Origin of the sequence: Streptomyces sp. NPDC097640 (assembly GCF_040302705.1) — a bacterium.
In the GTDB taxonomy this organism is placed as follows: domain Bacteria; phylum Actinomycetota; class Actinomycetes; order Streptomycetales; family Streptomycetaceae; genus Streptomyces.
The window spans coordinates 344,933-367,564 of the sequence record NZ_JBEOSB010000004.1; the positions used below are offsets into that span (position 1 = coordinate 344,933).

At 68.6% G+C, this 22,632-nt stretch carries 23 protein-coding genes and 1 pseudogene; 10 read left to right on the forward strand and 14 right to left on the reverse strand.

The window, feature by feature from the left end; all coding sequences use genetic code 11:
* Positions 1 to 73: 73 nt before the first annotated feature.
* The gene (locus tag ABTY62_RS08020) at positions 74 to 1,084 is read right to left on the reverse strand and encodes a zinc-binding dehydrogenase (RefSeq protein WP_352128544.1); all 1,011 of its coding nucleotides are present in this window, start codon (positions 1,082 to 1,084) and stop codon (positions 74 to 76) included.
* Between the two features lie 55 nt (positions 1,085 to 1,139).
* Positions 1,140 to 2,072 carry an NmrA family NAD(P)-binding protein gene (locus ABTY62_RS08025; protein ID WP_352128545.1) on the reverse strand — a complete coding sequence of 311 codons (933 nt, stop codon included), beginning with the start codon at positions 2,070 to 2,072 and terminating at the stop codon, positions 1,140 to 1,142.
* 72 nt (positions 2,073 to 2,144) lie between these two features.
* Between ABTY62_RS08025 and ABTY62_RS08030 the strand changes: the two genes are divergently transcribed.
* From ABTY62_RS08030 to ABTY62_RS08040, 3 genes are all read left to right on the forward strand, one after another.
* Entirely contained in the window at positions 2,145 to 2,438 is a 294-nt protein-coding gene (locus ABTY62_RS08030; protein WP_502997420.1) for an ATP-binding cassette domain-containing protein, read from the forward strand.
* A gap of 147 nt (positions 2,439 to 2,585) precedes the next feature.
* Positions 2,586 to 2,828: a helix-turn-helix transcriptional regulator gene (locus ABTY62_RS08035; RefSeq protein WP_352128546.1), complete on the forward strand. Its 243-nt coding sequence runs from the start codon at positions 2,586 to 2,588 to the stop codon at positions 2,826 to 2,828.
* 2 nt (positions 2,829 to 2,830) lie between these two features.
* Complete coding sequence (locus tag ABTY62_RS08040; protein ID WP_352128547.1) at positions 2,831 to 3,382, forward strand: hypothetical protein; 552 nt, start codon at positions 2,831 to 2,833, stop codon at positions 3,380 to 3,382.
* Between the two features lie 16 nt (positions 3,383 to 3,398).
* Here the strand turns inward: ABTY62_RS08040 and ABTY62_RS08045 are convergent, their stop codons facing one another.
* Entirely contained in the window at positions 3,399 to 3,755 is a 357-nt protein-coding gene (locus ABTY62_RS08045; RefSeq protein WP_352128548.1) for a DUF488 domain-containing protein, read from the reverse strand.
* 139 nt (positions 3,756 to 3,894) lie between these two features.
* Here ABTY62_RS08045 and ABTY62_RS08050 point away from each other — a divergent pair, with 139 nt between their 5' ends.
* Complete coding sequence (locus tag ABTY62_RS08050) at positions 3,895 to 4,422, forward strand: DUF488 domain-containing protein (RefSeq protein WP_352128549.1); 528 nt, start codon at positions 3,895 to 3,897, stop codon at positions 4,420 to 4,422.
* On the opposite strand, the gene ABTY62_RS08055 is transcribed toward ABTY62_RS08050, so the two are convergent.
* Entirely contained in the window at positions 4,423 to 5,772 is a 1,350-nt protein-coding gene (locus tag ABTY62_RS08055; RefSeq protein ID WP_352128550.1) for a dihydrolipoyl dehydrogenase family protein, read from the reverse strand.
* 417 nt (positions 5,773 to 6,189) lie between these two features.
* On the opposite strand from ABTY62_RS08055, the gene ABTY62_RS08060 reads away from it, so the two are divergent.
* Complete coding sequence (locus ABTY62_RS08060) at positions 6,190 to 6,570, forward strand: VOC family protein (RefSeq protein ID WP_311722538.1); 381 nt, start codon at positions 6,190 to 6,192, stop codon at positions 6,568 to 6,570.
* 148 nt (positions 6,571 to 6,718) lie between these two features.
* Here ABTY62_RS08060 and ABTY62_RS08065 read toward each other — a convergent pair whose 3' ends face one another.
* On the reverse strand, positions 6,719 to 7,642 hold the full coding sequence (locus tag ABTY62_RS08065) for an SDR family oxidoreductase (RefSeq protein ID WP_352128551.1): 924 nt from the start codon (positions 7,640 to 7,642) through the stop codon (positions 6,719 to 6,721).
* Positions 7,643 to 7,782: 140 nt separating this feature from the next.
* Here ABTY62_RS08065 and ABTY62_RS08070 point away from each other — a divergent pair, with 140 nt between their 5' ends.
* On the forward strand, positions 7,783 to 8,349 hold the full coding sequence (locus tag ABTY62_RS08070; protein ID WP_352128552.1) for a TetR/AcrR family transcriptional regulator: 567 nt from the start codon (positions 7,783 to 7,785) through the stop codon (positions 8,347 to 8,349).
* Here ABTY62_RS08070 and ABTY62_RS08075 read toward each other — a convergent pair.
* A complete protein-coding gene (locus ABTY62_RS08075) occupies positions 8,333 to 8,998 on the reverse strand; it encodes a TetR/AcrR family transcriptional regulator (protein WP_352128553.1) in 666 nt (221 codons plus the stop codon). The two genes, ABTY62_RS08070 and ABTY62_RS08075, sit on opposite strands and share 17 nt — an antisense overlap.
* A 508-nt stretch (positions 8,999 to 9,506) precedes the next feature.
* Between ABTY62_RS08075 and ABTY62_RS08080 the strand changes: the two genes are divergently transcribed.
* Positions 9,507 to 12,494, forward strand: coding sequence for a PQQ-dependent sugar dehydrogenase (locus ABTY62_RS08080; RefSeq protein ID WP_352128555.1), 2,988 nt, complete (start codon positions 9,507 to 9,509; stop codon positions 12,492 to 12,494).
* Between the two features lie 221 nt (positions 12,495 to 12,715).
* Here ABTY62_RS08080 and ABTY62_RS08085 read toward each other — a convergent pair.
* From ABTY62_RS08085 to ABTY62_RS08100, 4 genes and pseudogenes are all read right to left on the reverse strand, one after another.
* A pseudogene (locus tag ABTY62_RS08085) lies at positions 12,716 to 13,000 on the reverse strand (peptidase inhibitor family I36 protein); the annotation flags it as partial.
* A gap of 534 nt (positions 13,001 to 13,534) precedes the next feature.
* A complete protein-coding gene (locus tag ABTY62_RS08090; protein WP_352128556.1) occupies positions 13,535 to 14,203 on the reverse strand; it encodes a class I SAM-dependent methyltransferase in 669 nt (222 codons plus the stop codon).
* 246 nt (positions 14,204 to 14,449) lie between these two features.
* Complete coding sequence (locus ABTY62_RS08095; RefSeq protein ID WP_352128557.1) at positions 14,450 to 15,613, reverse strand: methyltransferase domain-containing protein; 1,164 nt, start codon at positions 15,611 to 15,613, stop codon at positions 14,450 to 14,452.
* 241 nt (positions 15,614 to 15,854) lie between these two features.
* Positions 15,855 to 16,274: an ATP-binding protein gene (locus tag ABTY62_RS08100; RefSeq protein ID WP_352128558.1), complete on the reverse strand. Its 420-nt coding sequence runs from the start codon at positions 16,272 to 16,274 to the stop codon at positions 15,855 to 15,857.
* A 174-nt stretch (positions 16,275 to 16,448) separates the two neighbouring features.
* On the opposite strand from ABTY62_RS08100, the gene ABTY62_RS08105 reads away from it, so the two are divergent.
* Both ABTY62_RS08105 and ABTY62_RS08110 read left to right on the forward strand, forming a co-directional pair.
* Positions 16,449 to 17,300 (forward strand): helix-turn-helix domain-containing protein, encoded by an 852-nt coding sequence (locus tag ABTY62_RS08105; protein WP_352128559.1) that lies wholly within the window; start codon positions 16,449 to 16,451, stop codon positions 17,298 to 17,300.
* A gap of 10 nt (positions 17,301 to 17,310) precedes the next feature.
* Positions 17,311 to 17,514 (forward strand): DUF397 domain-containing protein, encoded by a 204-nt coding sequence (locus ABTY62_RS08110; RefSeq protein ID WP_352128560.1) that lies wholly within the window; start codon positions 17,311 to 17,313, stop codon positions 17,512 to 17,514.
* Between the two features lie 51 nt (positions 17,515 to 17,565).
* Here the strand turns inward: ABTY62_RS08110 and ABTY62_RS08115 are convergent, their stop codons facing one another.
* The gene (locus ABTY62_RS08115) at positions 17,566 to 18,213 is read right to left on the reverse strand and encodes a TetR/AcrR family transcriptional regulator (RefSeq protein WP_352128561.1); all 648 of its coding nucleotides are present in this window, start codon (positions 18,211 to 18,213) and stop codon (positions 17,566 to 17,568) included.
* Positions 18,214 to 18,407: 194 nt separating this feature from the next.
* Between ABTY62_RS08115 and ABTY62_RS08120 the strand changes: the two genes are divergently transcribed.
* Positions 18,408 to 19,292 (forward strand): NAD(P)H-binding protein, encoded by an 885-nt coding sequence (locus ABTY62_RS08120; RefSeq protein ID WP_352128562.1) that lies wholly within the window; start codon positions 18,408 to 18,410, stop codon positions 19,290 to 19,292.
* Between the two features lie 206 nt (positions 19,293 to 19,498).
* Here the strand turns inward: ABTY62_RS08120 and ABTY62_RS08130 are convergent, their stop codons facing one another.
* The 3 genes from ABTY62_RS08130 to ABTY62_RS08140 all read right to left on the reverse strand — a co-directional run bounded on the left by ABTY62_RS08130 (position 19,499) and on the right by ABTY62_RS08140 (position 22,412).
* The gene (locus ABTY62_RS08130) at positions 19,499 to 19,975 is read right to left on the reverse strand and encodes a hypothetical protein (protein WP_352128664.1); all 477 of its coding nucleotides are present in this window, start codon (positions 19,973 to 19,975) and stop codon (positions 19,499 to 19,501) included.
* Positions 19,976 to 20,051: 76 nt separating this feature from the next.
* Positions 20,052 to 21,938 (reverse strand): alpha/beta hydrolase, encoded by a 1,887-nt coding sequence (locus tag ABTY62_RS08135; RefSeq protein ID WP_352128563.1) that lies wholly within the window; start codon positions 21,936 to 21,938, stop codon positions 20,052 to 20,054.
* A 9-nt stretch (positions 21,939 to 21,947) separates the two neighbouring features.
* A complete protein-coding gene (locus ABTY62_RS08140; protein WP_352128564.1) occupies positions 21,948 to 22,412 on the reverse strand; it encodes a hypothetical protein in 465 nt (154 codons plus the stop codon).
* Positions 22,413 to 22,632 lie beyond the last annotated feature (220 nt).

Consider the following 22,632-nt stretch of genomic DNA (forward strand, 5'->3'; position numbering starts at 1 on the left):
TCACCGTGTCGCAGGATGACGCCGAGGACGGCGCGGGCGGCGCTCGGCGTCGTCACGGGACAGCGCGAGGCGGCTACCAGGGGCGGACGAGGACGGCGCCGACCTTGCCGGGCCGCACCGCGTGCTCCACGGCGCCGGTCAGCTCGCCGAGGCCGTACACGGCGGCCACGTCGAACTGGTCCGTGAGCCCCAGCGCGATCTGCTTCGCGGTGGCGACGTCGGACGCCCGACGCTCGGCGGAGGCCTCGGACAGCCACCAGCCGAAGACGTTCTTGCCGCGCAGCGTCAGCGACCTGCTCAGCAGGGTCGAGGCATGCACCGAGATCGGCTCCTCGGCGATCTGCCCGTAACCGACCAGCTTTCCGCCCGGTGCCAGCAGATCCAGAAGGCTCCCCGCCAGCTTCCCGCCGATCGGGTCGAAGGCCACACTCACCGGGCGGCCGCCAACCACCTTGCGTACCTCGTCGGCCCAGCCCGGGTGCTCCGTCGACACGACCGGTACGTCCGGGAACCGCTCGCGCAGCACGGCGGCGCCGCGGTCGCTGCGGACGACGTTGACGAGCGGCAGGTTGTGGAACCGGCACACGCCCGTCACCAGCCGCCCGACCGACGAGCCCGCGGCGGTCTGCACCAGGAAGCCGTCGTATCCAAAGGCCAGATGCTCCTGCGCCTCACGGCGCAGCATCACCGTGGTGAGCGGGTTCACCATCATCTGCGCGGCGACCTCGTCCGACAGCTCGTCCGGTACGGCGACGACCACCTCGGCATCGGCCACGATCCACCGGGCCCACGCCCCCGGATGGAGGAAGACCGTGACCCGGCCGCCGATCCCGACACCCGGTGCCACGCGCGTGCCCGGGCCGATGGCCTCCACCACGCCGGTGGCCTCCACACCGGCCGGAACCGGCTGCGCGGCCGTCCCCGGGTAGGCCTCGATGGCCTGGAGATCGCCGGGATGCACCGTGAACGCCGTGGTGCGGACGAGGACCTGGCCGCGCTCGGGTGCCGTCGGATCGGGCTCCTCGACGACGGTCAGGACGTCGGCGGGCGGTCCGCCACGGGTGTGGACGACGCGACGGTTCATGATGAGCGCTCCGCGGTTCTCGGCCGTCGGCCGCCCACGGCGACCGGTTCGCCGCTCATGGGCCGGTGACCAGGTCGGCGTGCGTCCGGACGAAGTCCGCCACGTCGGCAGGGGGCCGTCCGGTGACCCGCTGCACACCGTCCGCCTTCCGGTCGTACCGGTTCTCCGCATGGAGCCTGGCCATGGTGGTGATGTGTTGGAAGGCATGGTCGGGCAGCCCAAGCGGCCTGAGATCGTGGTCGATCCACTCCTCCAGGGGGACGTCGCGGTAGCCGACCGGCCGGCCCAGGCACGCGGACACCTCCTCCGCCATGGCGGAGATGCCCTCCGAACGGGGGCCGGTCAGCTCGTAGATCCGCCCGATGTGCGGAGCGGGGTCGGCCAGGACCTCCTCCACGACCGCGGCGACGTCGTCGGCCGCCACCGGGGAGGTCTTCGCCTGGCCGAAGGGCAGCCTGATGGTGCCCGTCTTCGCGATCGAGGAGAAGCCGATGCGGAAGAGCGGGTTCTCCATGAACACGGTGGGCCTGATCTCGACCACGGGCAGGCCCGACCAGTCGAGGGCCTGCTCGACCAGCCACTGCTGCCGGTGCTGGACCGACTCGGAGGTATGGGTGAGGTCCATCTCGGAGACGGTCAGCTGCGACATGTTCACGAGCACCTCCAGTCGACCGTACACGCGCGCGGCGACCGCCGTCGTCAGCGCCGCCTCCAGGTACTGCGCCGACACGCCCATGCCGAAGTACAGCCGCCCGCAGCCCTCCAGGGCGCTCTCGACCTCGCCCGCCCGCGTCAGGTCCACGACCACGACCTCGGCGCCGGTCGCCCGCAGCGCCTGCGCGCGGTCGTCCTCGCGACGCACCGCGGCCCGGACGGGCAGGCCCCGTCTCCGGAGGCCCTCGACGACCGAACGTCCGACAGCGCCGACACGGCCCGCGGCGCCGGTCACCAGGATGGGCAGCGCACGCGCTCCCGGGGGTCGGTCCATAGCAGCACCCTGCGACGCACACGTCCCGGCCGCAACCGGAACCCTTGCGCCCTGGCGGCGACGGCGGGGACGATGTCGCGGCTCCGTGGTCAATTCCGTCTGGACGACGCCGACGCCGTCCGCGCCGCCCTGGCCGGGGCCCGCGCGGACTTCGCCGAGCGGCTCCCCGAGGGGCTGGAGACCCCGCTGGGCGCGTCGTGGCAGGGCGGGGCGGAGCTGTCGGGCGGACAGTGGCAGAAGCTCGCGCTGGCGCGCGCCATGATGCGCCCCCGCCCGCTGCTCACGGTCCTTGACGAGCCGGCCGCCGCGCTGGACCCCCATCGTCGTCCTGGACGGCGGAAGGGTCGCCGAGCTGGGCAGCCATGAACAACTCCTCGCCGCCAAGGGCCTGTACGCCGAGCTGTACCTGATGCGGGCGGCCGCGTACGGCGCATGAACCCGGTCGGTGGGGAGGTAGGCCTCGTGTCGAGGGATCGGTTGCAGCCGTACTGCGTGATGTAGTACTTCTTATACATGAGCGAGCAGGTGCACAACAGATTGGCGATGGTGCGCGCCGAGCGAAAGGTGTCGCGCCAGAGCCTGGCCGAGGCGGTGGGGGTGCACTACCAGACCATCGGCTACATCGAGCGAGGGCAGTACAACCCGAGCCTCGACCTGGCGCTGAAGATCGCGAAGTTCTTCGGACTGCCGGTGGAGGCGCTGTTCTCCCTCGAACCGTTCCGGCCGCTCACGGATGAGGTCTACGGGAGGAAATAGCCATGCCGACGACTCGAATGACCCGCTACGACCAGAGCATGGTGCGGCTGATGAACGACCCCCGAGGGCGTCCGCTGTACGCCACGGCCGCGCGCCGACGTCTGGCCGTCGCCACGCACATCACGCTGACCGCGGCCTTCGGCGCGCTGATGACCCACTTCTACCTCGCGGAGGCGGAGCCGATGTGGGCCGTCGTCGCCATGGCGGTGCTGCTGCTGCCCTGGATGATCGCCACGGGGCTGATCAACGGCGCCACCCGCGGCCTTCTGGAACTGCGCGAACGCGCCCTGGACGAGCGGCAGTCGGCCGAGCGCAGCCGTGTCCTGGCCCGCGCCCACCGGGCGATGACCCTGCTGCTCCTCGCTGCCGCGGCCGGCCTGCTGATCACGGGTGGGGCGAGTGGCGGCGCGCCCAAGGCCTACGTGGCGCCCGTGCTCATCGCCGCCCTCGTGTGTCACTGGCTGATGCCGCTGTGGGTGGCCGGCCTGATGGCCCAGGACGAGCCGGCCGATGACGAGGCACTCGCGGCGACGACGGCCGACACCATGGCGTGAGCCTGCGGAGCGCGTCCTACCTCGAGCGCATGAGCTGTACGAGAACCTCTGCCTCGCTGTGCTCGATGTCCTTCGTCGCGGTCAGCAACGTCACAGGGCCGGTCCGGGCCTCATCGCGCAGATGACGCAGTGCCTCGGCCCGGTCCGGCTCCGTCAGTTCGGTTTTGTAGCGGCGCTTGAACTCGGCGAATTTGGCGGGCTGATGGCCGTACCAGCGGCGCAGCTCATCGGATGGCGCCACCGCCTTGAGCCACTCGTCCAGATGGGCCCTTTCTTTGGACAGGCCGCGAGGCCACAGCCGGTCCACCAGTACGCGCCTGCCGTCGGACCGTTCGGCCTCTTCGTAAACGCGGCGCGAGCGCACCTCCTGCATGGCACCGTCATCCCTTCTCGAGTCCCTGACGTCCGCACCGACTCGACGGCTGACTCGGCCCGCCATGCGATGCGGTCCTACTACCATTATTACCACGGCCGTATCCTGAAATGGATCCCGCTATATGGGAGGCGGCAGGATGGCGAACCGTATCTGTACGGTGGGGCATTCGACTCGTGACTTCGGTGAAATGCTGGCGATTCTACGCAACCACGAGATCAGCCATCTGGTCGATGTTCGCTCGTTCCCGTCGTCCAGGAAGTTCCCTCAGTGGAACCAGTCCGCGATCATCGCCGCGCTCCCTCCCGATATCGAATATCGGTGGATCCCGAAACTGGGCGGCAGGCGGCACACCCCCAAGGGCGTGTTGAGCGTGAACGGCGCATGGCAGGTCAAGGCCTTCCGTGATTACGCCGATTACATGGCGAGCGATGAATTCGGGGAAGGCTTGGGCGAGTTGCTCGAGCTGGCCGAACACGGCCGACCTGCGATCATGTGCAGCGAGGCGGTGCCGTGGCGCTGCCATCGCCGGTTGATCACTGACGCGTTGATTGTCGCGGGCGCGGAGGTTGTGGACATCATGTCGACCACGACCGCGAAGCCGGCGGTCCTGCACAAGTACGCGCATGTCGAGGACGGGCGCCTCACCTACCCGCCTCAGGCCTGATCAGAGCATCCACGCCATGTTGGAGGCCTGGGTCGGGTAGACGAAATTCGTCTGCCGCAGGTCGTCGGCGCGTACGTTCGCCTGCATGGCCAGGGTGAAGATGTTCGTGAACTCGTCCGCCTCGGGCCCCAGCAGGTGAGCGCCGAGGAGCCTGCCGCTGTTCTTCTCGATGAGAACCTTGAACATCGAGGCCGGCTCGGCAACCCGGCGTGCGGAGTACCAGCCGGAGGAATCGCCCTGCTTGACGATGAAGTCGAGTCCCTTGGCCCGGGCCTGGTCCTCGGTCATCCCGACCGCGCCCAGCGGGGGGATGGAGTACACGACGCTCGCCATGCCGGAATGCTCGGCCGGGTGTTGGTTGCCCTCGACCACGTTGCGGGCGGCCAGGCCGCCCTCGTACTGGGCGAAGGGCGTTTCGGGCAGGCTGCCGCTGTTCGCAGCGTCACCCGCGGCGTACACGGCCGGGTTCGACACGCTCTGTAGGAAGCCGTTGACGGCGACCCCGTGACGATCGAACTGCACGCCGGCAACGTCCAGGTCCAGGTTGTCCATCTGGGGCGCCCGCCCGGCCGCATGGACGACCAAGTCCGCTTCGAATACCTGGCGACCCGAGCCTGTCTCCGCGGTGACCTTCAGCGCGCCCGGCTTCCCGTCCACGGCCACCACCGTCGCGCCCGTGCGGACGTCGATGCCCACCTCGTGGCTGCGCTCGACGAGCCGGGCGACGAGGTCCTGGTCGAAATGGGCCAGCGGCCGGGCGCCCCGGTGCAGGATCGTGACGGCGGCTCCGGCTCTCGCCGCGATGTGGCCGAACTCGAAGGCTATGTAGCCGCCGCCGACGAACACGATGCGCTGCGGCAGTGCCGTCAGGTCGAGGAACTCATCGCTCCGGGTGAGGTTGCTCTCGCCGGGAATGTGCAGGTTGGCCGGCCATGCGCCCACGGCGACGACCACATGGGTGGCGTCGAGCGTGTCGTCGCCGACCTGGACCGAGCGCGGGCCGGTGAAGCGGGCGGTCCCGTGGAAGGTCTCCACGCCATCCTTGACGAAACTGTCCTCCCGCAGCGCGGGAAACGGATCAGTGAACGTGGACTTGAACCGGATCAGCTCCGGCCAGTCGATGCCCAGTTCGCCCGCGATGCCACGGCCCTCCATGCGGCGTCTGCGGTCGATGATCTCGGCCGCTCCCACCAGTACCTTCTTGGGGTCACAGCCGCGCAGCCCGCAGGTGCCGCCGTAGGGCAGCGAGTCCACCACGGCCACGCTCCGGCCGGCGGCCCGGCAGTGCAGAGCGGCCGCCGCTCCCGCCTCCCCGGTCCCGATCACGACAACGTCGAATGACTTCTGCACGACTCCTCCATCCTGCGCCGACTGGGGTTGGGAACCGCTCGCCCGGCCCGATCCGAGATTTCTCGGAGTGAAGATCCAGTCCGGCCCGCTGAGCCCGCTGCCCTCGCTGCCAGCCGGCATCCGGACGCAACGTGCACCGCTCGCGCCGTTCGAAGGGATGGCTTCATAGCCGGGCGGCCCAGCCTCGAATCATCCGTATTTGATCCACTATAAGTGGAATTGATGTCCGGCGCCGCTCGCGCAGAGCGCCAGGCGCATCCGAAGTCGGCTGCTCCACTGTGCGGCCTACAGTCCTCGCCTCGCCTCGCCCGGTGGCCCGGCCGGGCGAGGCGAGGACCCCCAAAAACCTTCGCGCCTGCTCGCCTCGCCCGGTACGGTCTCGAGCGGCAGTTCCCGCGCTGAAAGTAGGTTTCGCCCATGGCATGTCGTATCAGTGAGCTCGTGCTCGGTTGCCGCGACCCCGAGGCGCTGGCGCGGTTCTGGTGCGAGGTCCTGGACTTCGTCGTGCTCGATCGCGAAGAGGACGGCAGCCTCGAGATCGGGCCGCGCGAAGGGTTCGGCGGCCCGCAGCCGACGATCATCCTCAGTCGCAGGGACGAGCCGGAGCCGGGGAAGTCCCGGCTGCACATCGACGTCAACGCCACCGACCGCGATCAGGACGCCGAGCTCGAACGCCTCCTGAAGCTCGGGGCGCGCCCGGCCGACATCGGCCAGACCGGCGAGGAGCAGTGGCACGTTCTCGCCGACCCTGAGGGCAATGAGTTCTGCCTGCTCAAGGCCCGCCTCAACCCGCTCTGACGGTTCTGTGTCCCCGGTGCGGCCCCAGCCGGGACGAGGCGCCCGCGGTTCAGCCCGACCGACCGGCCCGACCGACCGGCCCGACCGACCGGCCCGACCGACCGGCCCGACCGACCGGCCAACCCGGCCGGTCGGGCTGGTCAGGCAGTCAGGGGGCCGTCGGGGTGCGGAAGTAGTGGCCCTTGCCGAGGTCGTCGATCAGCCCGGGGTGGGTCGGCTGCCACCCCAGAAGCTCACGGGTCAGGGTGCTTGACGTCGGGCCGTCGTCCGCGAGGACGCCGGCCAGCCAGCCGAAGTGCTCGGCCGACTCCTCGGGGGAGAGGGAGGCGACGGGGAGGTCGAGATGGCGCCCGATCACTTCGGCGATGGCACGGATCTGTACGCCCTCGTCCCCGGTGGCGTGCAGCGTCGATCCCGCCGGGGCCTTCTCGACCGCCAGGCGGAAGACGTGCGCCGCGTCGAACCGGTGTACGGCGGGCCAGCGCTGGGTCCCGTCACCGATATAGCCGGAGACACCGCGGGTGCGGGCGATGTCGACCACCATCGCGATAAAGCCGCGGTCCCCCTCGCCGTGCACCGTCGGGGCGAGCCGCACGACCGACGAGCGGATGTCGCGGGACGCGAAGGACAGCGTCAGCTGTGCGTTGGCGTGCCGCCCGGCGCCCAGGGAGGTCGGGTCGTCGGAAGTGCCGTCCGCTTCGGTGGCCACGCGCCCAGGTGCGAGCCCGAGCGTCCCGGCGGCGATGACCAGCGGTCGCCCGGAACCCGCGAGCGCGTCGCCAAATGCCTCGATGGCGCGGCGATCCGCCTCGGCGGCCTCCTCGTAGCCCCCCGAGAAGGCGATGTCGTGCTTGAAGGCGAGGTGGATCACGCCATCCGAGGCGGCAGCCGCGCTCCGCAGGCCGTCGAGGTCGTCGAGGGTGCCGCGCCGCACCTCCGCCCCGGCCGCGGTGAGCGCGGCGGCCGAGTCGTCCGAGCGGGCGAGCCCGACGACCTGATGGCCCGCGCCGATCAGTTCGGGAACAACGGCGGAGCCGATCCAGCCGGAAGCGCCGGTGACGAAAACACGCATGAGAAAACCTCCGCTAAGCCGGCCGTCCCTGCCGCACGGCGTGACGCGGCGACCGGGACGCACCGATGGGCGATGTCAGTCACTGTCATCGACCGTAACACGGCTGATGTCATTCACTGTCATCACGTAAGATCGGCGGCATGAGTCGATGGGAGCCGAACGCGCGCGGGCGGCTCGAGCAGGCGGCGCTGGACCTCTACAGCGAGCGCGGCTTCGAGCAGACGACGGTGGCGGAGATCGCCAAGCGGGCGGGGCTCACGGAGCGCACGTACTTCCGGCACTTCGCCGACAAGCGCGAGGTCCTGTTCGGGGGCACGAGCCCGCTCCACGACCTCTTGGTGAACACCGTCGCCGCCGTGCCCGAGTCCACGGCGCCGATCGCCGTGGTGACCGCGGCCCTCGACGCCGTCGCCGCCGTGTTCCAGGGGCGCCACGCCCACTCCCGGAAGCGTCAGGCCGTCATCGTCGCCAACCCGGAGCTCCGGGAACGCGAGTTGATCAAGATGGCGGCCTGGTCCGCGGCGCTGGCCGACGCGCTGCGCCGGCGCGGCGTCGCGGACCCGGCCGCGAGTCTGGCCGCGGAGGCGGGGATCGCCGTGTTCAAGGTCGCGTACGAGCGCTGGGTCGGCGAGGCCGAGGACCGAGGCCTGGTGGAGCTCACGCGGGAGTCGTTCGACGAGCTCAGAGCCGTCACTGTGGGGGAGTGACGACTCCGGCCTCGATGTGCGCGAGTTGGGCGGCGAGGATCTCCTCGAACGCGGCGCGGCGGTCCACCCCGAGGGGTCGGACGTCGCGGGCGAAGTGGGCCAGGGCGGGGAAGCGTTCGGGGTCGGCGCCCAGTACCGCGACGCGGAACAGCTCCATGCCCTGTTCGTACTCTTCGGGGGTGATGGTGCTGACCCCGGCCTCGGAGGCGATCAACGAGGCGAGGAGGATCGCGATCCGGTGGTAGCGGGCCGGGATCTCCTCGTCGGGCAGGCCCGACGCCCGCAGGGCCTGTAGCACCTCTTCCATGACCAGCCGGGAACCGGCGCCGCTTGACGCATAGCGTCCCCAGACCGTGGCGAGCTGAGGCTGCCGGCCGAAGGCCTCTCTCACGCGCAGGGCCAGCGCGGTGATGCGCTGCTTCCAGTCGCCTTCGGGCCGGTAGTCGTCCATGGCGGCCAGGAGAATCCGGTCGGCGACGGCCCGCAGCAGTTCGGTCTTGCTGCGGAAGTGCCGGTAAAGGCTGGAGGAATCGGTCCCGAGCGCCGCGGCCAGCTTGCGCACGCTGAACGACTCGGCGTCGCTCGTACGCAGCAGCTCCGCCGCCGCATCCAGGATCTCCTCGGTCGACCAGCGCCTTCGGCCTGTCATCTCGCTCTCGCTCCTCTCGCCCGGACTCAGCATAATCTATGCACTTGCTGTTGCGCGCATCGCGTGCATAATGAGGACATGCGGGGAGAAGGGGAGAGGGAGGCATGAGCGAGGCCACTGTCTTCGAGCGCCTGGGCGGGGCGCTCCCGGTCGCGGACGAGACGGCCTTCAACGTCCTCTCCGCGGTGACGGGGACGCTGACCACCCACTACCGGTACCTCGCCACACTCGCGACGCGGACCGCTACGTCCGCGGCCTCTTCCAGGAGGTCGGCCGCGCCCTGGGCGACGAGACCCGCACCCTGGAGTAGCTCGCGGCCAACCACGAGACCCCGAAGGGAAACAACGAGCGCATCCGCACCACCTGGTTCACCCCGGCCAACTCCGCAGCCTTCGCCCAGGCCCTCGACGGCCTCACGGAACCCCTGCACGCCTCTTGACGTGGACGCGTCGCTGCTGCGTCACTGTTAGGAATCTTTCCTATCAGTCAGTCGACCGGGAGGACTCCTGTGGCACCCATCCCCCGCAGACCGCGCCGAGCGGTCGGTGCCGTTCTGGCCGCGGCCACCGCGGCGTTAACCATCGCCCTGCCGAATCTCAGCGCGGCCCAGCCCTCCGGGGCCCAGCCCGCCGGCGCGAAGGCCGCGCCCGTGCGGTACGAGGCCGAGTCCGCGGTCATCTCCGCGGGCGCGGCCGAGTCCAACCACGACGGCTACTCCGGCTCCGGATTCGTCAACTTCGACAACCAGGTCGGCAGCTACGTCGAGTTCACGGTGAACGCCCCTGCCGCGGGCAGCGCCACCCTCACCCTCGGCTACGCCAACGGCACCGACGCCAACCGCCCGCTGGATATCGCAGTCAACGGCGACCAGGCGGCGGACGACCTGGCGTTCCCGTCCACCGGCGCCTGGACCACCTGGTCGTCGGTGACCACGACCGTCACCCTCAAGGCCGGTGCCAACACCATCCGTACGACCTCGGCGGCGGCCGAGGGCGGGCCCAACCTCGACTACGTCGATGTCACCGCCGCCGACGGACCGGCCGGAACGGACTACGAGGCCGAGTCCGCCCAGATCTCCCAGGGTGCCGCGGAGTCCAACCACGACGGCTACTCCGGCACCGGATTCGTGAACTTCGACGTCGTCGCGGGCGCCTACGTCGAATTCAGCGTCGACGCGGCACAGGCCGGCCCCGCCCGGCTCGACTTCCGCTACGCCAGCTCCTCCGCCGACCGCCCGCTCGACATCGCCGTCAACGGCGCCACCGTCGCCGACGACCTCTCCTTCCCGGCGACCGGCGCCTGGACCACCTGGAAGACGGTCAGCGTGAACGCCACGCTCAAGGCCGGAAGCAACAAGGTCCGCGCGACCACCTCCGGCGTCGACGGCCCCAACCTCGACAAGCTGACCGTCACCCCGACCGGCCCCGCCGACACCGAGCGGCCGACCGCCCCCGCGAACCTGCGCAAGGACAAGGAGCCGACGGCCACCACCGTCTCGCTGGCCTGGGACGCGGCCACCGACAACGTGGGCGTCACCGGCTACGACATCTACCAGCACGGCCAGTTGATGAAGAAGGTCGGCCCGGACGTCCTCGCGGTGACCGTCGAAAACCTCGACCCCGAGACCTCGTACGACTGGACCGTCTTCGCGCGCGACGCGGCCGGAAACGCCTCTGAGGCATCCAACGCCGTCACCATCGCGACCCTGCCCGCCCCGCCGGACACCGAGCCGCCGACCACCCCCGGCAACCTGACCTCCCCCTCGAAGACGGCCACGACCGTCGATCTGTCCTGGGCCGCGTCCAGCGACAACGTCAAGGTCACGGGCTACGAGATCTACCGCGACGGCGCCCTGTCCGGCACCTCCGAGACCACGACCACCAGCGTCGCGGGCCTGACCCCGAACACCGCGTACGCCTTCAAGGTCAGGGCGTACGACCTCAAGGGCAACAAGTCCCCCTTCACGCCCGAGATCACGGTGACCACCTCCGGCACCCAGCCCGGCGGCACCCCCGACCCCGGCACGGTCAGCACCATCGCGAGCGGGGTGGACGTCGCCTGGGGCCTCGGCTTCCTGCCCGACGGCACGGGCGTCTTCACCGAGCGCAACACCTTCAACGTCTACAAGCTGACCAAGTCCGGCACGAAGACCCTGGTCGGCAAGGTGCCCAACTCCCAGACCACCGGCGGCGAGGGCGGTCTGCTGGGCCTCGAGGTCTCCCCGACCTTCGCCACCGACCACTACCTCTACTTCGTGCACACCTCCAGCGAGGGCAACCGCATCGCCCGCATGACCCTGGAGAACAACACCCTCAGCGGCTACAAGGTGCTGCTCCAGGGCATGGAGAAGAGCCGCTACCACAACGGCGGCCGGCTGCGCTTCGGCCCCGACGGCAAGCTGTACGCCTCCATGGGCGACGCGCAGACCGAGTCGCGGGCCCAGGACCGCAACTCGCTCAACGGCAAGATCCTCCGGATCAACCCCGACGGCTCCATCCCGTCCGACAACCCCTTCGGCAACGCCGTCTGGTCACTCGGCCACCGCAACCCGCAGGGCCTGGACTTCGACTCCAAGGGCCGCCTGTGGGAGTCCGAGTTCGGCAACAGCGTCATGGACGAGGTCAACCTCATCCAGAAGGGCGGCAACTACGGCTGGCCCAACTGCGAGGGCACCAGCGGCGACTGCTCCGACTCCGGCTACATCGCGCCGAAGAAGACCTGGTCCACCTCATCGGCCTCGCCCAGCGGGCTGACCATCATCAATGACCACGTCTTCGTCGCCACCACCGTGGGCAAGCGCGTCTACCGGATGCGGATCGACTCCTCGTCGAACCTCGTCGAGCAGAAGACGTACTTCCAGGGCACCTACGACCGCCTGCGCACGGTCGAGGTCGACCACGACGGCGACATCTGGCTCACCACCTCCACCGACAAGGACGGCACGGACGGTAACGACCGCATCCTGCGGATCGACATCGTCTACTCGGACGACGGCACGGCCGGTGACTTCAAGCTCGGCAGCAGCGCCTTCAACGACAACGCGACCATCCCCACCCGCCACACCTGCGCCGGGGACGGCACGGCCGGCCAGGACCCCTCGCCCCCACTGGCCTGGGGCACCGGCACCACCGGCGCGCGCAGCTGGGCCATCGTCTTCGCGGACGTCGCGAACGGCGGCAACAAGCTCCACTGGGCGATCTGGGACATCCCGGCCGCCAAGCTGTCCCTGCCCGAGGCGCTGGGGTCCGGATTCAACGTCCCCGGCCAGAGCGGCGCCAAGCAGAAGGCCATGGGCAGCGGCGCCAACGCCCAGCAGTACTTCGGCCCCTGCCCCGGCGGTTCGACCCATCCGTACACCTTCACGCTGTACGCGGTGAACACCGCGACGCTGCCCGGGATCGACTCCGGCTCGTCGATGGCCCAGATCGAAACGGCGATCAAGAATGCCGGCACGGCGAGTGTGAAGCTGCGCGGCAACTCCAACGCGGGCACGTAGCCCCTGAGGCCGATCCGGGGCCGGGCCGGGCCGGGCCGAACGGCCGGCCCGGCCCCGGATCATGCCTCAGCGCCATGGCCTCCAGCCTGAGAGCGGCGAACTGCCCCCACCGGCTTGTCGCTTCAGCAGTTCCAGGCGTGCGACCCGATGTAGTAGTTTCCGGCCAGATTGACCTTCTCACCCTTGGTGACGCAACCACCGATCGGTTGCTCCCAGCTCACCCATGCGTAGATCGTTACGCCACGGCCCGAGGTGCCGTGGTTGTAGACCGAGTGCGGGTACTTGTTCCCAGCCCAGGAACAGTCGAAGTACCAGGACTCGGAATTCCCCTCCCACTGACACCTGGATCCGGTCCCGTTCGAACCGCTCCAGGCGCAGAAGTAGCCGCTCGGGCAGTCGCTCCAGGCTTCCGTCGCGGCGGAAGCCGGCGTGATGGCCGCGGCAGTCAGCCCTCCGGAAGCCACAGCAACGGCTGCGATCAACCGTAACTTGCGTAGTACGTGCATCTCTCTCCCTCAGTGAGCTCATGACCTCGGTCACGGGGCCCCGGTCGCCGCTTAGTGCTCTGGGGCAGAAGCAGGGGACCGGAGACCCCGGAGCAGCCGGGCGGCACGGGGTTGACCGCGCTGTCCGGCTTGCATCCCAGAGAGTGCAGGCCGGCCCGGGTCATCTGCCAGGAGCCGCGGCGATCTGAGTCGTTCGTGGGACGCCCCACACACTGACGTGCTGGGACACCGGCGGAGATGACGAAACGCCGGGAATCGGCGGCCCGGGAGCACGAAGGCCGACTGGCAGGCGCGCTGTAGGGCGCGGGTGGCGATGATCCGGTCGTACGGTGCTCCGCACGCGCTTCCGCCGCCCCCGGCGGCATGAGCGGAGAACAAATCAACGCCCCGGCCGGGGGCGAGGGAAGTCGCCCACAAGGCTCTCAGAATGACCTGTGAGGGTCGTCTCGGGACGTTGTGCAGGCCGGCAATGTCTCGGGCGGCATCAACTTGCCGCTGCTGTGAATATGACGGACCCCCAAGCTCGGCGCCCCTTTATCTTGGCGCGCTCGCACGTACCATGAGCGTGCCGACGTCGTCCGGGCTCGGCGCGGGGAGCACCCGAGCATCGATGTCGACGAAGCCCGTCCGCTTGAGTAGATCGGCCCACCACTGCGGCGGGTACGACCAGCGAAGCAGGGTGAGTTTGCGGCCCGCGAGGCCGTTCCCGTACATCGGCTGCGGGCCGTAGTACCCCTCGATCGGCTCGGCTTGCGAGAAGGCCAGGATGCCGCCGGGGCTGAGGCGCCTGGCGATCAGTGGGATCAGGTCGTCAGGGTCGGTGAACCAGAGCGCGCCCCAGACGGAGAAGATCGCGTCGTATGTCGTCTCAGCGGCAGCGAGGTAGCCGCATGCCTCCGCCTCCACGAATGCCAGCCCGGGGGTATCGCCCCACCACCGGCGGGCACGCGTGACCTGGACGGCGGAGAAGTCCAGCGCTGTCACCTCGACTCCGGTACGAGCGAGGTATACGGCTTCCTTCCCTTCGGCGCAGCCCAGCTCGAGAGCGGTACGCGGGCTGCCCAGGAACTCCTCGCCGGGGCCGTGCCCGTCGTACTGAGTCCAGGCGAACGCATCGATGTCCGGCACCGGCTGCTCACCGTGCCCACGATAGGGCTTGTAGGTGTCCCAGTACTCGGGCAGCGTGCCCGACTCGCGCGGCATGGGCGTCCTCCGAGGCCTCCGACAGGCTGGACACCGTACCCATGTCTCTCGCTCGTCACAGCGGGATCGCGTCGTTTCATCCGTACGGGCGCCGAGCGCGCCAAGGTCCGGCGACATGGCGATGCCGGACCTGGCTGGTGCGTTTTGGATGGATCAGTGGCAGTTCTCGCCGAGGCGGGCGACGGGGCCCGCGCCGACCTCAAGAGCACGCTCCGGCGATCCGCGACCGCATCCACGCCGCGCCCGTCACAGCGGGATCGCGTCACCTTCCCCGTGGACGTCGGCGGGAACGACGTTGTCCGGACAGTCGAGCCATACCCGCTGACCGGCGGAGGTGACGGTGAGCCCGAATCGTGTGCGCGTCGGCCGCCCGGCCCGCGCCCACCAGGCGTGTGCCGCCTCCAGTTCGTTCCAGAGGAGCCGTGGGCCGTGCTGCCGGACCTCGTAGTCGGTGGCGTCCGGCTCGTAATCGACGGACGCCCAGGAGCCGGAGGCCGAGTCGGCGAGCCAGAGAGTCCATTCGCCGTCCGGGCCAGGGCCCGCCGCCGACCGGCAGCCCGGGACCAGGACTCCGGTGGCGAACCATGCGTCGTCATCACCGAGAAAGCTTGGGTCGAGGCGAGTGCTTCCGCGGTTGGGCTCACCTCGGACAACGGCCATGACGTCACGTTCGGGCGCCTGCGCCCGCAGCCACATGAACGAGCTGTCGCCAACGACCCGGCCGGATGCCACGGGCCCGTCCGGGCGGTCCTCGACGGTGAGCCGCAGCAGCACCCCGTTGCGCAGTGCCGTGCCCCACGGGAGGACGACGAGCCCCCCGGGCGCGGTCTGCTCGATCCAGGCGCGGGGCACGTCGTGTACGGCGCAGGTGGCGATGACCCGGTCGTACGGCGCGCCCGGAGGCCATCCGTCGGCACCGTCCGCAGTGATCACCGCGGGCCGGTGGCCTGCGGACTTCAGGGCGGCCCGCGCCCTGTCGGCGAGGGCGGGATCGACCTCGACGGTGGTCACCTGCTCGCTGCCGAGCCTGGCGGACAGGAGAGCGGCGTTGTATCCGGTGCCCGCCCCGATCTCGAGGACGCGCTGCCCGTCGTGGACGTCGAGCGCTTGGAGCATGGTGGCGACGACACTCGGCATGCTCGCCGAGCTGGACGGGGTACGCGCCGGCGCGGCGCCGGGCCGATCCTCGACCTGGGTGACGAGTGCCTCGTCGCTGTAGGCCAGGCTCCGCCAACGGTCCGGCTCGGCGGCGCGGTCGACGGGCTCGTAGCCGTCCGCGACGCGGACCCAGATGCGGTCGGGGAGGAACCCCGCGCGATCGACGCGAGTGAAGGGGCCGAGCCATGCGGCCGGAAGGTGGCCGCCGTCCGAGAGCCGCCGGGCGAGGGCTGCCGTGCCGTCGGCGGTCATCGCTTCGGCGGCTCCGGTCGCCTCGGGTCGGGGGGCGGGATGGGCTTGTCAGGCTTGTGCCCGTCGCTCTCGGCCGGGTCCGGCTTGCCTCCGTGCTTCCCCATCTGGCTTTCCTCCTGGTCGCTCCTGGCCGGCGATTGGTACCTCTCATGGTGACGGGCGGTCAGGGCGCGTGTCAGGGGCGTGCGGACGTGCTCAGTTGAGTGCGCCTTCGCGGCGGCAGCCGCCCTCGTCCTCTGTTTCATTCGATGACCGGGTCGCGCAGCTCGAACCAGATGTGCTTGCCGGTGGGGTGCGCGCCGCTTTCCCAGGTCACGCCGCAGGCGTGGGCGAGTTGCTTCATGAGGAAGAGCCCGCGGCCCCCTTCCTCGTCGGCCTCCGCCCTGCGCGGGCGGGGGAGGTCGTCCAGGGAACTGTCGCGTACGGCGATGGTGGCGATGCGGTCGCGTACGAGGGCGTCGATGTGGATGACGGGGGTGGCTGTGTGCTGGTGGACGTTGGTGACCGCCTCGGACACGAGGAGGCGGGCCGTGTCCGCGAGGTCCTCCAGGCCGTTGGCCTGGAGGAGAGCGGCGATCGCGTCACGGCAGGCTTTGGGGCTCCTGGGGGAGTTGGGGGCACTGAGCCGGTAGGCGTAGGGGGGTTCGGCGGCTTCGGGCATGGCGGGTTCTCCCAACGCGGTGCGTGATGGTTCCGATGCGCTGTGCTATCGGAACCTTACGGCACCTGGATGCACTCGTGCATCCAACCCGGATGAGCTTGTGCATCCGGATCTGGATTCGAGTAGTGTCACTGGAACACTGTGTGACGGAATGGGTAACGGGAGGGTCCGCACATGCCGCAGAAGGCAGCCCCAACCGCGCGGCAGCGCCGCGTGGGCGCGGAGTTGCGCAAGATGCGCGAACAGGCCGGGATGAGCGTGGTCCGCGCCGGTGAGCAATTGGGCGCGGACCGTACGCGTATCAGCAACATGGAGGCCGGTCGCCTCGGCGTGAGCGAAGAGCGCCTCAGGATGCTGGCCGCCATCTACTCATGTGGCGACCAGGGGTACGTTGACGCGCTTGCGGCCATGGCCTCAGAGCGTGGCCGAGGCTGGTGGGACGAGTACGACGGCAAGATGGCCGCCACCGCCCTGGACCTGGCCGAGCTCGAATTCCGGGCCGTGAGTCTCCGCGCTGTGCAGATCATGCACATCCCAGGACTCCTGCAGACCGAGGACTACGCGAAGGCCGTGTTCTCGATCGCCGAGCCGGAGCCCACTCCTGCCCAACTCCGAGTCAGCCTGTCCTTCCGGTTGCGGCGCCGCGATGTCCTGGATCGGGACGATCCGCCGCCGTGCACCTTCCTGATCCATGAAGCTGCCTTGAGGATGGAGTTCGGTGGGGCCAAGGTGGCCCGTGGCCAGTTGGAGCGCGTCCTTGAGGCATCGGAGCGGGACAATGTCACGGTGCGAGCCGTCCCCTTCTCCGCCGGAGGGTTCCCCAACGCCGGGGTCTCGGCCGCCCACGTGCGCGGGGCGGTCCCGCAGTTGGATACCGTGCAGCTCGACGCGCCCACTGGTGTGATGTTCCTCGACGGCGAGACCCATCTCGCCAACTACCGGCGGATCCTCGACCGGACGGAAGATCTGTCCCTCACGCCGGACGACACGCGCGGTTTCATTCACGCCATCGCACAACGACTCTGAAGGCATGGAGATGTCCCACATACAGTGGCGGAAGTCCTCCTATTCCGCGGACGCCCCAGACAACGCCTGCGTCGAGCTGGCCCACGCGCCCGACGCGTCGATCCTCCTGCGGGAGAGCGAAGAACCGCACACCGTGATCACAACCACCCCCGCCGCCCTCCGCGCCCTCACGCACGCCGTGAAGGCCGGGCGGTTCGATCACCTGCCCCACTAGGGACTGTGCCGAGTTGGGTCGGGACCTCTCAGCAGCTTCCCGGCCCCGGGTTCAGGTACGCAGGGCGGGCAGCCCCGCAGCCATCGCGGCGAGGGTGCGCTTGAGGGACGGCACCAGCGCCGGGCAGTCGGCGGCGAGCTCCGGTTCCTGTGCATAGAGTTCAGCGAGGGTGCGGGGCGGATGGGTCGCGGGGTAGTACGTACCCGCCAGCATCGGAGCCTGTGCGGCGAGTTCGCGTGCCTCGCCGACCGTGACGGTCGGTAGCGCGCGGGTGATCGCGTCGGCAAGTTCGCCGTTGATGGTGTTGACGGCGCGCTTGAAGTCGCGGGCGGCTGACACGGAGATGTTGTGTTCCAGGGTCGCGCCCATCTGGCTGAGCAGATCGCAGAACAGCGGCCGTGCGGCGAACGGTTCTGCCAGAGCGTCGACCGGGCCTTCGCCGTTGCTGAGCCGGGTGAGGACGTCGCCGGCCCAGCCGTGCCATTCGTCCACGGCGAGCACGAGGAAGATCTCCTCGCGGGTGCCGAAGTAGCGCACCAGGTTGGACTTGGCCAGGCCGACCGCTGCGGCTACGTTCCCCAGGCTGACCTGGCGCACGCCTGATCCAGAGGCCAGCTCCCGGGCGGCGCTCAGGATCGCTTCACGGCGCTGTTCCTTCTGTTCCGGCCGCCTGGCCCGTACGAACGTCGACTCCGGCATGGTCCCTCCATTCACGCCCATACTAACAGAACGGCGTCCTCTTGTTAGGTGGACGACGTTCTGTTACCTTCGCCTTAAGGGGACGGCGTTCTGTTATTGAGGGTGTTGGCGGGCGCCGATCTGGCTCACGTGGCGCACAGTGCCCGAGTCGAATCATTCTGTGAATGCCTCATCTCGTGAAAAGAGACGCGATCATGTATTTCATCAGCGGGGCGACCGGCAATATCGGTCGCGAAATTGTCCGACTCCTGCACGCCGCTGGGCGTCCCGTTAGGGCTCTGACACGTCAGCACGGGGATCGGGGATTTCCTGAGGGCGTCGAGATCGTGCGCGGCGATATCCGGCGGGACCTCCGGCCGATCGCCGAGGCACTCTCCGGCGTGCGCGGCGTGTTTCTCAACTCGGACGCGACCGGCCCGGCGACAGCAGAGTTCCTGCGCGCGGCACATGACCAGGGTGTCGAGCATGTCGTGCTCATCTCATCGGTGTACGTCCGCGACGGCGTGCCTGCCGACGAACAGCGCGACGAAATCGCCAGGATGCACCGAAGGAGCGAGGAACTCGCCGAAGAGTCCGGTCTTGCATGGACCCACGTGCGGGCCGAGGAGTTCGCCCTTAACGACCTTCTCCATCTCGTCCCGCAGATCCGCTACGGCGACACAGTGTACGGACCGTACGCCCACGCCGGCACCCCCACTGTGCACGAACATGATCTGGCCGCCGTCGCCGCACGGGCCCTGCTGGACGGGGCTGCCGTTCACGGCGGGACGGCGCTGCCGGTGACGGGTCCGGAGGTGCTGACCGAACCGGACCGCGTCAGGCTGCTTGCCCGGGTCACGGGCCGAATGCTGTCGCACCGGGAAATCACCCCGGAAGAGGGGCGCCAACACCTGCTGCGGGCGGGAATCTCGGACGGCATCGCCGACGCGGTGCTCACGGAACTCGCCGCGCGCACCGAGAATCCGGCCCCGGTCAGCGATACGGTCGAGCGCCTCGTCGGCCGCCCCACGCTGTCCTACCAGGACTGGCTGAGCGATCATCAAGCCGACATCGACAAGGCGCTCAAAGCGAGCGAATGAGCGGACCTCGCAGTTACACCCCCTTGGTGCCGCTGTGGGATCGCACCGGCAACAAGATCAAGGAGTGGCGCGGGCTCGCCACCCGCCACGACAAGACCCCGGTCAGCTACCTCGCCGGACTCTACCTGTGGTCAGGGGCGGCCTTCGGCAGGCCGCCCCTCGACCGTGCGACAGCGCCGCGGGCAGTCGCGTTTCAGGATGGGGCATCAGTAGTTGTCGCGGTCGACTCCCTTGGGAGTTCGGTAGGTGGGAGACCCGACGGAGAACACGATTCGGCCCTTCTTGGGCGCGGACGCATGTGCGTTTTCTTCTGAGCTGCTGACCCAGAGCTCCGCGGACAACGAGTACTTGTCCTTTTCATGTACGGCCGCTATCTCCAACTGGCGGGCCGTTGAGTTCGCGTGCCCGAAATGAGTGATACGCCACCCCTCCTTCGGAAGTTCTTCACGCAAGCGGTTGAAGCCGCGCGTCAACTCCCGATCAGACAGGCGAGAGATGGACCAGAAATGCTGGACGGAATACTCCCGTTCCCCCTGTTGGGAGGGCATTGTTGCAGGTCCGGCCGGCGACACTTTCCCTTGAAGCCGGACCATGTCGAACACATCGCTGGACAGCTTTCTGACGTGCTCCTTGGCCTGCGTTGGATGCATTTCCTTCGGAGCCGCACCATCCGAGTCACTCATGGATCCGCACCCCATGACGCATAGGAGAACCGCCGCAGCGGGCAGTGCCCGTCGACATCGCCACACCTTCCACACGTCAGACGTCCCAATTCGGCGGCTCACGCCAGTCGACCGGCAGAAGTGATCCATCGTCGCGTGGCTTCATTTTCACCTTGTCGTATTCTCCCACGATGACCTTTCCTTGGTTCTCGATACTGAGACTCGGCACATCGTTTTTGTCGTCGTAGTCCCAGTAGCCGCTGTGCCCCTCGGTATCAGTGGCCATCTGGTTGGCGCCGAAGATCGGGTCAGTTGGGTCGATGCCCGAGACCCCGCCCCCGTGGCCGAAGCGGCCAACGCCGTTTACCAAATCGTCACCCTTGGCGTGCTCATTCCAGACATGCCCCTTACCTACGTCCAGATCCGCGGCATTTTCCGCCCGGGCGCCAGGGCTGCCGGCGAACACGATGTCGTCGACGCCGAGGTCCCCGTCTTCGGCCGCGGCGCCGATGACCGTGGTCCCATATGAATGCGCGATTGCGGTGATATGAGCGTCGGAACCAGATTTGTTCGCAGCGTTGAGGCCATCGATGAACTGGCCGTACGGACCTACGGCGTTGTCCGCGTATTTATCCCGAGTGGCGTCCGAGAGTCCCGGCGGCGCATCGTAGCCTATCCAAGTAACGGTCGATACTTCCTGATCGGTCAGTGGCTGGGAGGTTTTCCACAAGTTCACCCCGCGATTGATGTCTCCATTACTGTTACTGAGTGAGGCTCCGGTTCCAGGTGTGTACACCGCGATGTGATCCGCGTCATCAGGATTTCCGTTGGCGACGATGGCCCGTCCCCGACCTTCCGCGCTGAATCCCAGCAGATACGCCTCCGGCAGGCCATCCTCTCCCGTCCTGTCAAAGCGGCGCTCAATGGCGTCCATACCATCCAAGGATTCCTTAATCCTGGTTCTTTCCCTGTCCCACGCCTGCCAGGCCAGGGTCACCTGCTTCTCTCCCTGAACGGGAAGCTGGGTTATGTTGTTCCACTTTTGCTCGTACTTCGCGGGCTCATTCTTGCCGAGCTCGTCGAGTTTCAGGTCGAGTTCCGCACGGGTTTCGGCGAGCACAGTCCGGTTCGCTTCGTCGCGCACGGCTGCGGGTAAACCGTCACGCTTGCCGAGCCCTGCTGGATCGAGGGCGAGAGTAGCGTCCTGCTCATTCTTCGAGAGGCTCTTCCACCACGTGGCGTTCTCTTCCGGATTGCTGTCCTCCAGGGGCGCTTTGATGGCGTCCAGGTATCCCTTCGCGCCGCGGCGGACACCACCCATGTCCCTCTTCGCGTCAGCCCAGTCCTCGGCGGCGACGACCAGATCGTCGTCAGCCTTCAACTTGCGCAGCTCAGGGGCCCACTTTTCGTCGGCCCGGGTGGCCTGGTGGACGGCTTGCTCAATGCGGTTGGCGATGGCCAACGCGCGGTCGTAATTCGGGTTGTCGGAGAGGTTCGATGCCTGGCGCTCGAGAGCCCTGGCCGTGTCGTTCGCGTCCCCAGCAGGGTCGATCGGGTTGCCGGTGGACTTCCTGGCGCTGCCCGTGACCGTACCGCCCTCGGGCACCTTGCCGTCGACCTTGTCGCCGGCCGCCGGGTAGCTCACCGAGCCGTCGGAGTCCACGGTGAACTGTGCGGCAGCGGCATCCTCCACAGCGGCGTCGAGCTTGTTCTTGGCTGCTCGCAGTTCGTAGGCCAGAGAGTTGAGAGCGGTGGTGATGAGTGCGCATTCGACCTGGGTGTAATGGAAGTTCGTGGACAGCTTCCGGAGTTTCCGGACAGCCTCGTCCACGGCTTCGCCCTTGAGCGATTTCCGCATGCCCGCGGTCACTTGCTGCTCGATGTCGTCCTTGGCCTGACTCGCCATGTCGCCGAGGGTCCGATAGCCGCCTGCCGCGTCCTCGAACTCAGAAGGCTTGAGGGACTTGAGGGTCGTGTAATCCACTGGTCCGCGTCACCGCCCCCGGCTCTCGCCACCGACGGGCTTCGTGTCCTTGTACAGGCCGTCCCATCTATCGAATGCGCTCTCGATGGCCGCGTCGTTCTCGTAGTGGTGATCCCCGGCCTTCTGGAGCCGGTCCTGAAAGGTGCCGCACTTGCCGCTCACACCTTTCAGATAGCGCTTCCAGGAGTGGTAGAGCTCCCGCTGGGCCGCCGCGCTCTCGATACCGCCGCCGGTCTCGCTGCCCGCGCCCAGGCCCTTCTGCTCTTCCTCCAGCTTTGTCAGCGCGGTCTTGATGTTCCCCCGGAGCTCGCCGACTCCCTGGGCCGCCTCCGTCCACGCGTTCTTGCTGGACCTCACGCTGCCCGATCCCTCTTGCTCCCAGTCGGGCTTGTCGCCGGCGCCCGCGAGGCTCATTCGGGTCTCCCCGGATGCCTCGCGCTTCATCTGCGCCCATTCCGCCTCGAACGTGGACATGCGCTTCCCTCCCCCTCGTACTGCCGTACTGCCGTACTGCGCACCCGGCAGCGATGTGCAAAACGATCATCCTAGCGTCACGCGCACGTCACGGTGCGTGTTGCTGTCTCAATATTCACCACAAACGCACAGGTCAGCGCTTAAGCCGCCGCGACTGGGCCGAGCCGTGAGGCCCCGCGTCCCCGCGGAGCGGACCGCGTACAGTCGGCCCGGCGCGCGG

Excerpts from the sequence above, each read along its gene's own strand:
- ABTY62_RS08025 (WP_352128545.1), bottom strand. The coding sequence starts at position 2,072 with ATGGACCGACCCCCGGGAGCGCGTGCGCTGCCCATCCTGGTGACCGGC.
- ABTY62_RS08070 (WP_352128552.1), top strand. The coding sequence starts at position 7,783 with ATGAGTCGATGGGAGCCGAACGCGCGCGGGCGGCTCGAGCAGGCGGCG.
- ABTY62_RS08110 (WP_352128560.1), top strand. The coding sequence starts at position 17,311 with ATGTCCCACATACAGTGGCGGAAGTCCTCCTATTCCGCGGACGCCCCA.
- ABTY62_RS08090 (WP_352128556.1), bottom strand. The coding sequence starts at position 14,203 with ATGCCGCGCGAGTCGGGCACGCTGCCCGAGTACTGGGACACCTACAAG.
- ABTY62_RS08075 (WP_352128553.1), bottom strand. The coding sequence starts at position 8,998 with ATGACAGGCCGAAGGCGCTGGTCGACCGAGGAGATCCTGGATGCGGCG.
- ABTY62_RS08035 (WP_352128546.1), top strand. The coding sequence starts at position 2,586 with ATGAGCGAGCAGGTGCACAACAGATTGGCGATGGTGCGCGCCGAGCGA.
- ABTY62_RS08045 (WP_352128548.1), bottom strand. The coding sequence starts at position 3,755 with ATGCAGGAGGTGCGCTCGCGCCGCGTTTACGAAGAGGCCGAACGGTCC.
- ABTY62_RS08065 (WP_352128551.1), bottom strand. The coding sequence starts at position 7,642 with ATGCGTGTTTTCGTCACCGGCGCTTCCGGCTGGATCGGCTCCGCCGTT.
- ABTY62_RS08120 (WP_352128562.1), top strand. The coding sequence starts at position 18,408 with ATGTATTTCATCAGCGGGGCGACCGGCAATATCGGTCGCGAAATTGTC.
- ABTY62_RS08095 (WP_352128557.1), bottom strand. The coding sequence starts at position 15,613 with ATGACCGCCGACGGCACGGCAGCCCTCGCCCGGCGGCTCTCGGACGGC.
- ABTY62_RS08050 (WP_352128549.1), top strand. The coding sequence starts at position 3,895 with ATGGCGAACCGTATCTGTACGGTGGGGCATTCGACTCGTGACTTCGGT.
- ABTY62_RS08030 (WP_502997420.1), top strand. The coding sequence starts at position 2,145 with ATGTCGCGGCTCCGTGGTCAATTCCGTCTGGACGACGCCGACGCCGTC.
- ABTY62_RS08060 (WP_311722538.1), top strand. The coding sequence starts at position 6,190 with ATGGCATGTCGTATCAGTGAGCTCGTGCTCGGTTGCCGCGACCCCGAG.
- ABTY62_RS08130 (WP_352128664.1), bottom strand. The coding sequence starts at position 19,975 with ATGAGTGACTCGGATGGTGCGGCTCCGAAGGAAATGCATCCAACGCAG.
- ABTY62_RS08140 (WP_352128564.1), bottom strand. The coding sequence starts at position 22,412 with ATGTCCACGTTCGAGGCGGAATGGGCGCAGATGAAGCGCGAGGCATCC.
- ABTY62_RS08105 (WP_352128559.1), top strand. The coding sequence starts at position 16,449 with ATGCCGCAGAAGGCAGCCCCAACCGCGCGGCAGCGCCGCGTGGGCGCG.
- ABTY62_RS08115 (WP_352128561.1), bottom strand. The coding sequence starts at position 18,213 with ATGCCGGAGTCGACGTTCGTACGGGCCAGGCGGCCGGAACAGAAGGAA.
- ABTY62_RS08100 (WP_352128558.1), bottom strand. The coding sequence starts at position 16,274 with ATGCCCGAAGCCGCCGAACCCCCCTACGCCTACCGGCTCAGTGCCCCC.
- ABTY62_RS08040 (WP_352128547.1), top strand. The coding sequence starts at position 2,831 with ATGCCGACGACTCGAATGACCCGCTACGACCAGAGCATGGTGCGGCTG.
- ABTY62_RS08020 (WP_352128544.1), bottom strand. The coding sequence starts at position 1,084 with ATGAACCGTCGCGTCGTCCACACCCGTGGCGGACCGCCCGCCGACGTC.